Annotated in this window: 13 protein-coding genes; 12 read left to right on the top strand and 1 reads right to left on the bottom strand. The window is 39.3% G+C overall.

The window, feature by feature from the left end; all coding sequences use genetic code 11:
- On the bottom strand, nucleotides 1–309 hold a 309-nt coding region (locus tag B9A18_RS14820; RefSeq protein WP_144009506.1), incomplete at its 3' end, for a transposase.
- A gap of 300 nt (nucleotides 310–609) precedes the next feature.
- Here B9A18_RS14820 and B9A18_RS14815 point away from each other — a divergent pair.
- The 12 genes from B9A18_RS14815 (at nucleotide 610) to murD (ending at nucleotide 13,724) form a co-directional block, all read left to right on the top strand.
- Nucleotides 610–2,190, top strand: coding sequence for a M1 family metallopeptidase (locus B9A18_RS14815; RefSeq protein WP_084290102.1), 1,581 nt, complete (start codon nucleotides 610–612; stop codon nucleotides 2,188–2,190).
- A gap of 101 nt (nucleotides 2,191–2,291) precedes the next feature.
- Entirely contained in the window at nucleotides 2,292–2,897 is a 606-nt protein-coding gene (locus B9A18_RS14810) for a hypothetical protein (RefSeq protein ID WP_084290101.1), read from the top strand.
- Nucleotides 2,898–2,954: 57 nt separating this feature from the next.
- Nucleotides 2,955–3,950 carry a type I glyceraldehyde-3-phosphate dehydrogenase gene (gap, locus tag B9A18_RS14805; RefSeq protein ID WP_084290100.1) on the top strand — a complete coding sequence of 332 codons (996 nt, stop codon included), beginning with the start codon at nucleotides 2,955–2,957 and terminating at the stop codon, nucleotides 3,948–3,950.
- Nucleotides 3,943–4,374: a GNAT family N-acetyltransferase gene (locus B9A18_RS14800; RefSeq protein WP_084290099.1), complete on the top strand. Its 432-nt coding sequence runs from the start codon at nucleotides 3,943–3,945 to the stop codon at nucleotides 4,372–4,374. Before gap ends, B9A18_RS14800 begins: the two co-directional genes overlap by 8 nt.
- 44 nt (nucleotides 4,375–4,418) lie before the next feature.
- Nucleotides 4,419–5,612 (top strand): phosphoglycerate kinase, encoded by a 1,194-nt coding sequence (locus B9A18_RS14795; protein ID WP_084290098.1) that lies wholly within the window; start codon nucleotides 4,419–4,421, stop codon nucleotides 5,610–5,612.
- Nucleotides 5,613–5,812: 200 nt separating this feature from the next.
- On the top strand, nucleotides 5,813–6,286 hold the full coding sequence (gene mraZ / locus B9A18_RS14790) for a division/cell wall cluster transcriptional repressor MraZ (protein ID WP_084290097.1): 474 nt from the start codon (nucleotides 5,813–5,815) through the stop codon (nucleotides 6,284–6,286).
- A complete protein-coding gene (gene rsmH / locus B9A18_RS14785) occupies nucleotides 6,276–7,181 on the top strand; it encodes a 16S rRNA (cytosine(1402)-N(4))-methyltransferase RsmH (RefSeq protein WP_084290096.1) in 906 nt (301 codons plus the stop codon). The genes mraZ and rsmH overlap by 11 nt, the downstream gene beginning before the upstream one ends.
- Nucleotides 7,178–7,585, top strand: a complete 408-nt coding sequence (locus tag B9A18_RS14780) for an FtsL-like putative cell division protein (protein WP_084290095.1) — start codon at nucleotides 7,178–7,180, stop codon at nucleotides 7,583–7,585. Before rsmH ends, B9A18_RS14780 begins: the two co-directional genes overlap by 4 nt.
- Nucleotides 7,575–9,677, top strand: a complete 2,103-nt coding sequence (locus B9A18_RS14775) for a penicillin-binding protein (protein WP_084290094.1) — start codon at nucleotides 7,575–7,577, stop codon at nucleotides 9,675–9,677. Before B9A18_RS14780 ends, B9A18_RS14775 begins: the two co-directional genes overlap by 11 nt.
- Nucleotides 9,677–11,131 (top strand): UDP-N-acetylmuramoyl-L-alanyl-D-glutamate--2,6-diaminopimelate ligase, encoded by a 1,455-nt coding sequence (locus tag B9A18_RS14770; protein WP_200816367.1) that lies wholly within the window; start codon nucleotides 9,677–9,679, stop codon nucleotides 11,129–11,131. Before B9A18_RS14775 ends, B9A18_RS14770 begins: the two co-directional genes overlap by 1 nt.
- A complete protein-coding gene (gene mraY / locus B9A18_RS14765; protein ID WP_084290092.1) occupies nucleotides 11,131–12,381 on the top strand; it encodes a phospho-N-acetylmuramoyl-pentapeptide-transferase in 1,251 nt (416 codons plus the stop codon). The genes B9A18_RS14770 and mraY overlap by 1 nt, the downstream gene beginning before the upstream one ends.
- A complete protein-coding gene (gene murD / locus B9A18_RS14760; protein WP_084290091.1) occupies nucleotides 12,381–13,724 on the top strand; it encodes a UDP-N-acetylmuramoyl-L-alanine--D-glutamate ligase in 1,344 nt (447 codons plus the stop codon). Before mraY ends, murD begins: the two co-directional genes overlap by 1 nt.

Here is a 13,724-nt window from a genome sequence, read left to right as displayed (position 1 = left end):
ATCAATCATTGAATTCAGGCCGTAAATTAGCACATTCGCTTTCTCCAAGGCCTTTTCCAAGTCCTTTATGCGCTTTTTTAACTCTGCGGTGTCTTTAGTTTTTGGCTTTTCCATAGGAGTTAAAGTTACAGCTCCTTTCTCTAATTTCTTCTTATACCGGTTAACCCAATTGGTTAGAATATAGGTGTTTGGTAATCCATACTTTTTTACAACAGCTGCTGTGGATTGATTCTGGTAGACGACCAGCTCTATCAATTTTTCTTTAAATTCTGCAGGATAATCTAACCTTGCCATTACTTCTTTGTTCATCGAAAACTTAGTTTTTTCTCAAAAACTGTAAAGTTATAGACGGATAAGACCGTTAAGGTGCAGCTAAGGAGAAAAGTCCAACTATAGTCCAACTAAACTCCAACTATACTCCAACTTTCCCTATAAATAGTTGGACTTTAGTTGGATTTTGAGTGGTTAATACTAGCTGTTTTTTCGAAGGCAAACAAAGCCCTGTTACTTTTCTTTTTTAAGGACAGGTGGACGTAATTTTTTGAAATAAATACTTTTCAATGCTTTCAGATCCTCAAAATTTATGATCTTCAACAAAAAATATTATTGATGAAGAAATATTTGACCATTGCCCTGATATTTTTAAGCTCCGTTATTTTTGCTCAGGAGAAATATTGGCAGCAGAAAGTGAGCTATAAAATCGATGTCGCATTAAACGACCAGGAGAAATCATTAAAGGGATTCGAAAAGATTGTATATAAAAACAATTCGCCATCAAGTCTGAATTTTATTTGGTTTCATATTTGGCCAAATGCCTATAAAAATGAAAATACAGCATTGTTTCAGCAGCTGAAAAATGATACAACAAGAGCGGGGAAGTTGGAGAAATATACTCATGGAAGTATAGAAGGTTTGAATTTTAAGGTTAACGGAAAAATTGCGACTACCGAGGCTCATCCAAATCCGCAGTACATAGATATCATCAAAGTAAAGTTGCCGACAGCTTTGAAGCCTGGTGATTCGGTTACGATTACTACTGATTTTAAAGTGAAGTTGCCTTCATATTTCTCCAGATCTGGATTTGCTGATGGTGAGTTTATGATTTGTCAGTGGTACCCTAAGCCTGCTGTATTTGATAAGAGTGGCTGGCATGAATTTCCTTACCTCGATATGGGTGAGTTTTATAGTGATTATGCTTCGTTTGATGTCAATATTACGGTTCCGGCTAATTATGTGGTAGGGGCAACAGGTGTTTTACAAAATGCAGATGAGTTAGCTACTTATAAAAGTATTGGTGCAAAAAATACGGGCAACAGAACTGCTAAACCGGCGCTGTATGTCGCTAAAAATGCAAAAGGGCTTAAAAAGCTGAATTATAAAATTTCGAATGTGCCTGATTTTGCCTGGTTTGCTGATAAAGATTTTGTGATTCAATATGACACCTTAAAATTGGAGTCAGGTAAAGTGGTGGATGCTTTTACCTATTATCACAATAGGGACAGTACGCTATGGAATTACAGTATTGATTACGCAAAGGATGCAGTTAAGCGATATAGTAAATGGATCGGGGAGTATGAATACCCTGTGGTACAAGTGGTAGAAGGCCCGAAAAACAATTCGAGCGGTGGAATGGAATATCCAACAATTACTTTAATTACCAGTCCGGATGCCAAAAAAGAATCGTTGGATGCAGTGATTGCACATGAGGTTGGGCACAACTGGTTTATGAGTATGCTTGGAAGCAACGAAAGAAAGCATGCCTGGCAGGATGAGGGATTGAATACTTATTTCCAGTTTAGGTATGAAGCGGAGAAGTATAGGTCGAATTCAATATTTGGTGATGCTATTCCTATAGAGGTTCAGGCCTTGCCTGTCAAAGAGTTTTTACGCTCAATTTACGGAGCATTAAGTGGAATTCCGATGCAATCGGCTATTGATTTGCCTTCAGATAAGTTTAAGTCATCCGATGAGTATAGTACCGCTTCTTATTTGAAAGCTGCATTGTGGTTGTATATATTGGAGGATGGTATTGGCAGGGAGAAGATGGATAATGCTTTTAAGCTTTATTTTAACCTATGGAAAGATAAGCATCCACAGCCGACGGATTTGAAGGCCGCTTTTGAACAATCGCTGGGGACTAATTTAGACAGGTATTTTCAATTGCTAAATCAGGAAGGTAAGTTTCAGTAATTGCTTTTTTTGATTGTATTTAACAGCTGTATGGGGATTTCGACAAACAAAGGCGCTTTTTGTTTGTCTTATTAACCGTAAACACTATTAAGGAATGTACAATGGAAAAGATAATTCATGCGATATTTGATAATGAAGTTGATGCGTTTAAAGGGCTAAAGGCTTTACAAGAGTTGGATCTGATCCATGATTTGTCCTTAGGTGAGTCGTATTTGCTAACTAAGAATGATGCCGGTGAAACATCAATCAAGTCTGCAAAGGATAAGGAAGAAGGGGCTGGTATGGTAGGTGGAGGATTAGTTGGTGGACTGATTGGACTGTTGGCCGGACCGCTTGGCTTTATCGTTGGCATAGCAGGAGGTATGATTGCCGGTTCGGCAGGTGAGACTTTAAAAGCAGAAAAAAGGTCTGATTATCTCGATGTCGTTTCGGATAGTATCCCCAATGGGAAGTGGTTACTTATTGCCCATGTTTGGGAAGATTGGCAAACTCCTGTTGATGCCGTACTTCAGCCTATAGCTAAGGAGATTCGTCGTTTTGAAGTCCTGGACAATGTATTTGATGCTGATTACCAGGCCTTACAATATGAAGAATGGATCAGCAAAAATGAGAAGGTTATGCCTGTAGAAGATGAAGCGAAACAAAAACGGATCGAAAGCAGACTTAAAAATCAGAAAAAAAGACTAACTGAAGTCAAAAAACAATAAAACTACCTCTACCTTAAAGAATATAGGTATTTTTGCGCGCATATTTAGACGAGCAAAATGAAATTAGCGATTAATGGTTTTGGAAGGATTGGACGCGTTTTTTTACGTACTGCAATTGAAAGAAACATCGATGTTGTTGCCATAAATGATCTTGGTGATCCGGCTACTTTGGCTCACCTTTTTAAATACGATACGGTTCACCGTGGGTTTAAAGGAGAGGTAAGTCATGAAGGAGATAGCCTGATTATTAACGGAAAAAAAATATTAGTATATCGTAAGGCTAAGCCAGAAGAGTTACCCTGGGCTGATTTAGGGATTGATCTTGTACTGGAGTCGACCGGTAAGTTTACCGCCAGGGCTGCTGCAGAACTTCATTTAAAAGCCGGAGCAAAACAAGTATTGATATCTGCACCATCTGCTGATAAGGATGTACCGATGGTCGTGCTTGGCGTTAATGATACGGAAATAGATCTGAGTTCGCCGATACTTTCAAATGCATCCTGTACAACCAATAACGTTGCGCCAATGGTTAAAATATTGGACGATAATTGGGGGATTTTGGATGGATACATTACAACTGTGCATTCCATGACAGGTGATCAGAACCTACATGATTCACCACATAAAGATTTGCGCAGAGCCAGAGCAGCTTCTGCCTCTATTATCCCTACAAGTACCGGAGCTGCTAAAGCTATAACCAATATATTCCCTCATCTGGAAGGTAAATTGGGTGGTGCCGGAATCAGGGTGCCAGTATTGAACGGTTCGTTAACCGATTTTACCTGTATATTAAAATCAACGACTACTAAAGAAGAAATTAATGCCGCTTTTAAAAAAGCAGCTGAAAATGGGTTTAACGCAATCATAGAATATACAGAAGATCCTATCGTTTCTGTTGATATATTGGATAACCCACACTCTTGTATTTTTGATGCTCAGCTAACTTCTATAGTTGGAGATCTGGTAAAAGTAGTTGGCTGGTATGATAACGAGTCGGGATATTCTGCCAGACTGGTTGATTTAGTACAAAAAATTGAGAAAAACTATGGTTAAATATATTTCAACAGCCGAAACGCTTGATTTGAGAAATCGGGTGCTAAGGAATAATGCAGGGTTTGATAAATGTGTATTTCCGACCGATGAAATTGAAGGTAATTTTCATTTGGGCTGCTATGTTGAAGATAAGTTGGTCTCAATAGCTACTTTTTTTCCTGAAGATTATGCCGAAAGGGGTGCAGGAGGATTTAGATTGCGTGGTATGGCAACAGATCCGGCTTTTTCTGGTAAAGGATATGGCGCGGACCTCATAAAATTTGCAATTAATGAGTTGAGATCTGCTAATGCTTCTTATATTTGGTGTCATGCCCGGGCTTCTGCTGTCGGCTTTTATGAAAAGCTGGGATTTGAGGTGATTTCCGGGGAATTTGAGGTGCCTGAAATAGGGCCGCATTTTATTATGATCAAAACTATTCTATAAAATAAACAGGCAACCAAACCATAATACAAAACAAAAGATTTAAAATGAGAACGATAGATCAATGCAATTTTAAAGATAAGAAAGCTTTAGTTAGAGTGGATTTTAATGTCCCTTTGGATAAGGACTTTAACATTACTGATGATAAAAGAATGCGTGCTGCATTGCCAACTATTCATAAAATATTGAATGATGGTGGTGCTGTGATTTTAATGTCTCATTTAGGCAGACCTAAAGGCGGACCAGAAGAAAAATATTCTTTAAAACACATTTCAGGTGATCTTTCGAGAATGCTGGATATGGAAGTGAAGTTTGCTGATGATTGTATTGGTGAAGAAGCCGTAGAAAAAGCGAAAAATTTAGAGCCTGGTCAGGTTTTACTTTTAGAGAACTTACGTTTTTATAAAGAAGAAGAAAAAGGCGATCGTGATTTTGCTGCGAAATTGGCAAAATTGGGAAATGTATATGTGAATGATGCTTTCGGAACAGCGCATCGCGCGCATGCATCGACTGCAATTGTTGCTGAATTTTTTCCTAATGACAAATACTTCGGTTATTTAATGGCTGAAGAGTTGAAGAATGCTGAGAAGGTAAATCATGGCGCTGATAAGCCTTTCACTGCGATCATGGGTGGTGCTAAGGTATCTGATAAGATTTTATTAATAGAGAGCTTGTTAGATAAAGTTGATAACCTGATTATTGGTGGCGGTATGGCTTATACTTTTGCTAAAGCTCAGGGGGGTGAAATCGGAACTTCATTGTTGGAGGAAGATAGAATGGCTTTGTGTCTGGAATTGTTAGAAAAGGCTAAAGCAAAAGGTGTTAATTTATATTTACCACTAGATACTGTTATTGCTGATAAGTTTGATAATGAAGCGAGTAAGGGTACGGTAGATACTGGTCAGATTCCTGCTGACTGGATGGGGCTGGATATCGGTCCGAAAACAATTGCATTGTTCTCTGATGTGATTGCGAATTCTAAAACCTTGTTATGGAACGGTCCGATGGGCGTGTTTGAGATGGCTAATTTTGAGCAGGGGACGCGTGCAGTTGCGGATGCAGTTGTAGCGGCAACGCAGAAAAATGGTGCTTTCTCATTAATTGGTGGTGGTGATTCGGCTGCGGCTATCGCTAAATTCAAGTTAGAAGATGAGGTTAGTTATGTTTCTACCGGTGGTGGTGCATTACTTGAATATATGGAAGGTAAGGAGTTGCCTGGCGTTAAGGCGATTAATGATTAATTGTAAGCCTTCTTTTTAGAACAGGCGTTTCGTTTTTGCGAAACGCCTGTTTTGTTTCCCACCATATTTTCTGCGTTTAAAGTGGTAAAAACGCAGAAAAATAGGGGTGATAATTATGTTGATAATTTTTTGTGGTAGAATGTGGTAAAAAGTGGTAGAAATATCTATTTTTACACTACATAAAAAGTACACATATAAAAATGGTTCAACTGTTAGGAGAGTTTGATTGTAAATTGGATGCGAAAGGCCGCTTGATGGTCCCTTCGAATCTGAAGAAACAATTGCCTAATGTTGAGGATGAGGGACTTGTCATTAACCGCGGCTTTGAAAAGCATCTGGTTATTTATCCCAAAAAAGTTTGGGAAGGCATGGTTGAGGAGTTGAGTAAGCTGAACCAGTACGAACCAAAAACGAGAGAGTTTATTCGCTATTTCACGCGCGGCGCGACGTCTTTGACGTTAGATGCTACCGGAAGAGTGAATTTGCCTAAGTCTTTATTGGAATCTGTGGGTATTGAAATTAGTGACGAGCTTGTGTTGGCTTGTCAGTTTGATAAGATTGAAGTTTGGTCTAAGAAAGCTTACGAAGCTTTGTTTGATCAGGAGCCAGAGAATTTCGCTTTTCTTGCTCAGGAAGTAATGGGAAATAAAAATAGGGGGGAAGATGGAAAATAATTATCATGTGCCTGTTTTGTTAAAAGAGTGTATTGATGGTTTAAACATCAAGCCTGATGGGGTGTATGTGGATGTGACTTTCGGTGGAGGTGGTCATTCACGCGAGATACTTAAAAATTTGGGTAAAGATGGGGTCTTAATCGCTTTTGATCAGGATCCTGATGCACAAAGAAATAAGATCGACGACCCTCGCTTTCATTTTGTTGATCAGAATTTTGCTTTTCTTAAAAATAACCTTCGTTTGCTGGGGTATAAAACCGTTGATGGTATATTGGCTGATTTAGGCGTTTCATCTCATCAGTTTAATGAGCCTGAAAGAGGTTTCTCAACGCGCTTTGATGCGGCGTTGGATATGCGTATGGATAAGCAAGGGAAGTTGACTGCTGCTGATGTTTTGAATACTTATTCTGAAGATCAGTTGCATAAAATTTTCGGTATATATGGTGAGGTTAAAAATGCAAAATCGCTGGCCAGAGCAATTGTGACTGGTCGTGTTGATCGCCCTGTTTTAACGCTTGCTGACTTTAAAGCTGTTGCCGCTGCTCATATCCCAAAAGGTAAAGAGCATAAATATATGGCTCAGGTTTTTCAGGCGCTACGCATTGAGGTGAATGCTGAGATGAAAGTGCTGGAAGATTTTTTAATTCAGACGGCTGATGTATTAAAGCCAGGCGGACGTTTGGTGGTGATGTCGTATCATTCTTTAGAAGATAGACCTGTTAAGAGTTTTATAGCAAAAGGTAAGTTTAGAGGAGAGGTAGATAAAGATTTTTTTGGCAACGAGCAAAAACCGTTTAAAGCTATTACAAGAAAAGCTATTGTAGCTGATGAGGCTGAGTTGGAGCGTAATAGTCGGTCGCGGAGTGCTAAGTTAAGAGTAGGAGAGAGGTTATGAGTAATCGGTTTAGGGGACGCGCTGAAGAGGAGCAGGAATTAGAAGAAGAGATTGAGGTTAAGCCTAAACGAAAAGAGTCTGAGACTAACCCTTTTTTTAAAAGGTTGTTTACAGATGGTGGAGTGAGTAAGGAAGCGGCGACGGAGATGTTGCCATTTTTGATATTTCTTTCGGTGTTATGTATGCTTTACATAGCGAACAGTCATATGGCTGTGAAGAATATCAGGAGCATTGATAAATTAAATAAAGAGGTAAAAGAGCTGAGTTGGGAATATAAGTCGCTTAAAGCGGATCTGATGTTTAAGAGTAAGCTAACGGAAGTAGCTAAAAAAGTAGATACGCTAGGGATTAAAGAATTAACTGAGCCACCAAAGAAAATTGTAATAAACAGTAATGAATATTAGAGATAACATATTATTGCGTGTTTATCTGTCTTTCGGACTGATTGTGCTGTTTGCCGTGGCAGTACTGGTCAGACTATGCGATGTACAGTTTGTGGAGGGGCATAAATGGCGTGCCATGGCCGATAGTCTCTCTACAAAGTATATCAACATTGAAGCTGCAAGAGGTAACATCTATTCTGTAGATGGTAGCTTGTTGGCTACATCCATTCCTGAGTATGAATTAAGGATGGATATGTATGCCGGTGGGATTCAGGATAATGATGTTTTTAATGAAAAAGTAGATTCGCTAGCCTTTAGGTTGTCGCAATTCTTTAAAGATAAATCTGCTAAAGAATATTCTCGTTACCTGCGTGCTGCACGTAGAGATAGTGTGCGTTATTTACTGATTAAGCGTAAAATTGGGTATCAGGAATTAAAAACCATCCGGACTTTTCCCTTATTTAATATAGGGAAATATACAGGCGGTTTGATTGCTGTACAGCAAAATAAAAGGATCAGACCGTTTAAGTTTTTGGCGGCCAGAACTATTGGATATAAGAATGAGAATGTAGCTAATGGTGTTGGTTTAGAAGGTGCTTATGGTGAGTATATTAATGGCGAGAGTGGTAAAAGGTTAGTGCAGCGTATTGCTGGTGGAGTATGGATGCCAGTTAATGACGAAGCAGAAGTTGCGCCTAAGGAAGGTGCTGATATTATATCTACCATTGATATTAATATGCAGGATCTGGCTCAGAGTGCTTTGGAAAGACAATTAAAACTAAGTGACGCGGATCATGGTACTGTGATCTTGATGGAGGTCAATACAGGTGAAGTAAGGGCTGTAGCGAATTATACCAGAGTGAGCGAGGGTGTGTATGAAGAAAAGTTTAATTATGCAATTGCCGGCAGTCAGGATCCAGGGTCTACTTTTAAACTGGCTTCTTATATGGCCTTGCTGGAAGATGATAAAATAGACACCAATACTATGGTTGCGACAGGAGATGGTACTTATAGGGTCCCAGGTAAAACGATAACAGATTCGCATGGTGGAATAGGGACGGTTACGGTGATGAAAGCTTTTGAGCAATCGGCAAATACGGCGATTGCTAAACTTGTAAATATACATTATCAGAATAACCCATCTCGGTTTACAGATCATTTGTATGATATCCATATGAATGAGAAGTTGGATTTGCAGATTCCAGGTGAAACTAAGCCGGTAATAAAGAATCCAAAGTTTAAAAGCTGGAACAAAAATTTGACCCTGCCTCAAATGGCGTATGGTTATGAAATGCTGATTACACCATTGCAGATGCTGACCTTCTATAATGCAGTAGCGAATGATGGTAAATATATCGCGCCAATCTTCGTGAAAGAGATCAGACGTTTAGGGAATCCTATCGAGCAATTTAGCGCCAGGGTAATCAGTGAACAGATCTGCTCTGAAAAGACGGTTAAGAAACTACAGGCGATGCTTGAAGCGGTAGTGACCAAAGGTACCGGTAAGTTAATGGGGTCGCCTTTTTATCGGGTTGCCGGAAAAACTGGAACTGCGCAGGTGGCAGATGGTAACAGAGGTTATAAGGCGAAGCGGAGCTATCAGGCTTCTTTTTGTGGTTATTTCCCAGCGGATAAGCCGAAGTACTCGATCATTGTGTCTATTAATGGTCCTAAGAATGGGTACTATGGTGCAACGGTTGCGGGACCGGTATTTAAAGAAATTGCTGACCGTATTTACGCAAGTGATATGGAAATGTATAATAACGTAACGGAACACCTTGTTGGTAATACGACTAGGCCGGAAGCTAAAGCAGGCCAGAGTAAAGCTGTTAAAAGAGTGTATAATGCCTTAGGTGTTAAAGCATTGTACGCTGCTAAATCTGACTACTTTAATAGTGTAGATACCAGTAATGGGGTGGTATACGAAGAATATAGTTCGATAAAAGGAGTGATGCCTAATGTGACTGGAATGGGCTTAAAGGATGCTTTGTATCTTTTAGGAAATGCAGGATTAAAGGCAAGGGTTAAAGGAAGTGGAAAGATTGTAAGCCAGTCGATTGCTGCCGGAAGTAAGATAGGAAAAGGATTGTCAGTACAAATAGATTTACAATAATGAAGCTGCAGGAAGTTCTATATGGAATAACGATAACTAACCTTGTTGGGCATACCAACAAAGAGGTGACTGCGTTGGTATTTGATTCACGTCAGGTGACTAAAGGTGCTGTATTTTTTGCAATTAAAGGTACTTTGTCTGACGGCCATGCATATATCAGTAATGTAGTAAGTGCTGGTGTTGGTGTCGTGGTTTGTGAACAGATTCCTGAAGAAAAAGCTGATGATGTAACCTATATTGAGGTGGCGGATAGTTCGGTAGCGCTGGGCAAGATGGCCGCTAATTTTTATGGAAATCCTTCTGCGAAACTGAAATTAATTGGTATAACCGGCACTAATGGTAAAACAACTATCGCAACACTATTATTTAAGTTGTTTAGAGAGTTGGGCTATAAAGTTGGTTTGATCTCTACCGTTCAGAATCACATCAACGATCAAATTATTCCGGCAACGCATACTACACCTAACCCTATCGCACTAAATAAGCTTTTGCAGGATATGGTTAATGCAGGTTGTGATTATTGCTTTATGGAAGTGAGTTCTCATGCGGTTACTCAGCATAGAATAGAGGGGTTGAGCTTTGCAGGTGGTGTATTTTCTAATATCACACATGATCACCTTGATTTTCATAAAACATTCGACAATTATATAAAGGCTAAGAAGGCATTTTTTGATGTACTGCCTGCTTCGTCGTTTGCGCTAACTAATCTGGATGATAAAAATGGTATGGTCATGTTGCAAAACACAAAGGCAACAAAGAAAACCTATGCCTTAAAACAGCTTGCAGATTTCAGAGCAAAAATTGTGGAGAATAGCTTTAATGGTTTGCATCTGGATATTAATGATGCTGATGTTTTCTTTAAACTGGTTGGATCATTTAATGCTTATAATTTATTGGCTGTTTATGGAACGGCAATGTTGCTTGAACAGGATCAATTAACTGTGTTAACAACACTGAGTAATTTAACCGGTGCTGAAGGAAGATTCGAATATGTGTCTTTAAATGGTATAATCGGTATTATTGATTATGCGCATACACCGGATGCGGTTCAGAATGTATTAAGTACAATACAGGATATCAGAAAAGGTACGGAACAGGTGATTACAATAATTGGATGCGGTGGAGACAGGGATAAAACTAAACGTCCGATTATGGCCCAGGTGGCTTCTGATTGGAGTGATAAGGTAATCCTTACCTCAGATAATCCAAGAACTGAAAATCCACAGAAGATCGTGGAAGAAATGGAAGTTGGGGTTTCTCCAACGAATAAGCGTAAGACATTGAGCATAGTGGATAGAAGAGAGGCGATTAAAACAGCTTGTCACCTGGCTAAACCTGGTGATATCATTTTGCTGGCGGGAAAGGGACATGAAAAATACCAGGAGATAAATGGGGTTAGGTATCATTTTGATGATAAGGAAGAATTAATGGAACAATTAAACTTGATCAGCTAATGTTATATTACTTATTCGAATATCTGAACCAAAACTACGATTTTCCGGGATTGAGGTTGTTTCAATACATCACTTTCCGGACTTCCTTAGCTGTCATTCTTTCGCTGATTATCACCACGGTTTATGGTCGCAGACTTATCAATTATCTGCAGAAAATGCAGGTTGGTGAGACGGTGAGGAACCTCGGATTGGAAGGTCAGATGCAAAAGCAAGGAACACCAACGATGGGTGGAATCATCATCCTGCTGGGGATTTTGGTGCCAACTTTATTGTTGGCTAATCTGACCAATATTTATGTGATTCTGATGATTGTAACCACCATCTGGATGGGAGCAGTAGGATTTTTAGATGACTATATTAAAGTATTTAAAAAGAATAAAGAAGGATTAGCCGGTAGGTTTAAAATAGTAGGACAGGTTGGGCTTGGGTTGATTATTGGTTGTACGATGTACTATCACCCGAATATTGTGGTTAGACAAACGGTTGATGAAGCGAGTGTTTCTAAAGCAGCTACAGCCCCGATGGTTTTAAGGCAAAAAGGAGAGAGTTTTTATTATACTCAGGACGTAAAATCTACTTTAACCAATGTTCCTTTTTATAAAAACAATGAATTTGACTATGCCAAGGTGCTTAAGTTTTTAGGTGGTGGCTATGAAAAATATGCGGCATTGGTTTTCATTATTATTACCGTTATTATCATTACGGCGGTCTCTAATGGCGCTAATATTACAGATGGAATTGACGGCCTGGCAACGGGTACCTCTGCTATTATAGGGATAACACTGGGCTTATTGGCTTATGTGTCTGGTAATACGGTTATAGCCGACTACCTCAATATCATGTATATCCCAAATTCGGGTGAGCTCATGATATTTGCGGGTGCTTTTGTTGGGGCTTGTGTAGGCTTTTTATGGTACAATTCATACCCTGCCCAGGTATTTATGGGAGATACGGGGAGTTTGGCCATAGGAGGAATCATCGCGACTTTTGCTATTATGATCCGTAAGGAATTGTTAATCCCGGTTTTATGTGGAGTTTTCCTGATCGAAATCTTGTCAGTGATGATTCAGGTATCTTATTTTAAGTATACTAAGAAGAGGTTTGGAGAAGGTAGACGGGTTTTCCTGATGTCTCCTTTACACCATCATTACCAGAAAAAAGGTTACCACGAAGCTAAGATTGTAACCAGATTCTGGATCATCAGCATATTGCTGGCTATAATTACCATCATCACTTTAAAACTACGATAATGGAAAAGCAGAGGATCGCAATATTAGGAGGAGGTGAGAGTGGCGTAGGTGCAGCAATGCTGGCGCAGAAGCAGGGGTTTGATGTGTTTTTATCAGATTTCGGCAAAATCCCAACGCAGTATAAAGAGAAATTGCAAGAGCTGAACATCGCTTTTGAAGAAAATACGCATAGTCAGGCTGAGATTCTTAAAGCCGTAGAGGTAATTAAGAGTCCGGGTATACCTGATACAGCCGGTATTATTAAGGAGATTAAAGCAAAGCAGATTCCTGTTGTGTCTGAAATTGAGTTTGCTAAGCGTTACACGAATGCAAAAACAATTTGTATCACAGGTTCTAATGGTAAAACAACGACTACAATGTTGACTTACCATATTTTAAAGAATGCGGGTCTTAATGTTGGCTTGGCAGGAAATATAGGGCACAGCTTTGCTGCGCAGGTGGCGACTTCAGATTTTGACTGGTATGTATTGGAGATTTCCAGTTTTATGCTGGACGATATGTACGATTTTAGAGCTGACATCGCTGTTTTATTAAACATCACACCAGATCATTTAGATCGCTATGATTATAAGCTCGGTAATTACGCGGCTTCAAAAATGCGTATTGCACAGAATCAGACCGCTGATGATGTTTTTATCTACTGCGCCGATGATGAAGAGACCTTAAAAGTTTTGAAGGATACAAAGCTGAAATCAAAATTATATCCGTTTTCGATCAGAAAGAAGATCGAGCAAGGAGCATACCTGGAAAGCAACAACATACACATCAATATAAACCTAAACGATCCATTCACCATGTCTATTACAGAATTAGCCCTGCAGGGAAAGCACAATATTTATAACTCTATGGCATCTGGCATAGTAGCTAAGGTATTAGATATTAGAAATACTTCTATTCGGGAGAGTATGGGTGACTTTAAGAATATTGAACACAGGTTGGAGCATGTTGCAAAGATTTCTGGTGTGGATTATATCAACGATTCTAAGGCCACCAATGTAAATTCTACCTGGTATGCACTTGAAAGTGTGAGTACTGATGTGATCCTGATTATGGGTGGAGTTGATAAAGGAAATGATTACGATATGCTTAAGGATATGGTGCGCCAGAAAGTTAGAGCGATTGTATGTTTAGGTAAAGATAATAAGCGGATTCATGAGGCTTTTGAAGATGATGTAGAGGTTATTGTAAATACATTTTCTGCTCATGAGGCAGTTCAGATAGCTTATCATTTGGCAAAAAAAGGGAACACGGTGTTGTTGTCGCCCGCATGTGCCAGTTTTGATTTGTTTAAGAACTATGAAGACCGCGGTAACCAATTTAAGGCAGCTGTTAAAGAATTGTAA

The organism is Pedobacter nyackensis, assembly GCF_900176505.1.
Classification (GTDB): Bacteria; Bacteroidota; Bacteroidia; order Sphingobacteriales; family Sphingobacteriaceae; genus Pedobacter; species Pedobacter nyackensis.
This window is presented reverse-complemented; position numbering and strand designations above follow the sequence as displayed.

Bases quoted from the DNA above. Each gene is read 5' to 3' on its own strand.
- B9A18_RS14815 (WP_084290102.1), top strand. From the start codon at position 610: ATGAAGAAATATTTGACCATTGCCCTGATATTTTTAAGCTCCGTTATT.
- B9A18_RS14810 (WP_084290101.1), top strand. From the start codon at position 2,292: ATGGAAAAGATAATTCATGCGATATTTGATAATGAAGTTGATGCGTTT.
- gap (WP_084290100.1), top strand. From the start codon at position 2,955: ATGAAATTAGCGATTAATGGTTTTGGAAGGATTGGACGCGTTTTTTTA.
- B9A18_RS14800 (WP_084290099.1), top strand. From the start codon at position 3,943: ATGGTTAAATATATTTCAACAGCCGAAACGCTTGATTTGAGAAATCGG.
- B9A18_RS14795 (WP_084290098.1), top strand. From the start codon at position 4,419: ATGAGAACGATAGATCAATGCAATTTTAAAGATAAGAAAGCTTTAGTT.
- mraZ (WP_084290097.1), top strand. From the start codon at position 5,813: ATGGTTCAACTGTTAGGAGAGTTTGATTGTAAATTGGATGCGAAAGGC.
- rsmH (WP_084290096.1), top strand. From the start codon at position 6,276: ATGGAAAATAATTATCATGTGCCTGTTTTGTTAAAAGAGTGTATTGAT.
- B9A18_RS14780 (WP_084290095.1), top strand. From the start codon at position 7,178: ATGAGTAATCGGTTTAGGGGACGCGCTGAAGAGGAGCAGGAATTAGAA.
- B9A18_RS14775 (WP_084290094.1), top strand. From the start codon at position 7,575: ATGAATATTAGAGATAACATATTATTGCGTGTTTATCTGTCTTTCGGA.
- B9A18_RS14770 (WP_200816367.1), top strand. From the start codon at position 9,677: ATGAAGCTGCAGGAAGTTCTATATGGAATAACGATAACTAACCTTGTT.
- mraY (WP_084290092.1), top strand. From the start codon at position 11,131: ATGTTATATTACTTATTCGAATATCTGAACCAAAACTACGATTTTCCG.
- murD (WP_084290091.1), top strand. From the start codon at position 12,381: ATGGAAAAGCAGAGGATCGCAATATTAGGAGGAGGTGAGAGTGGCGTA.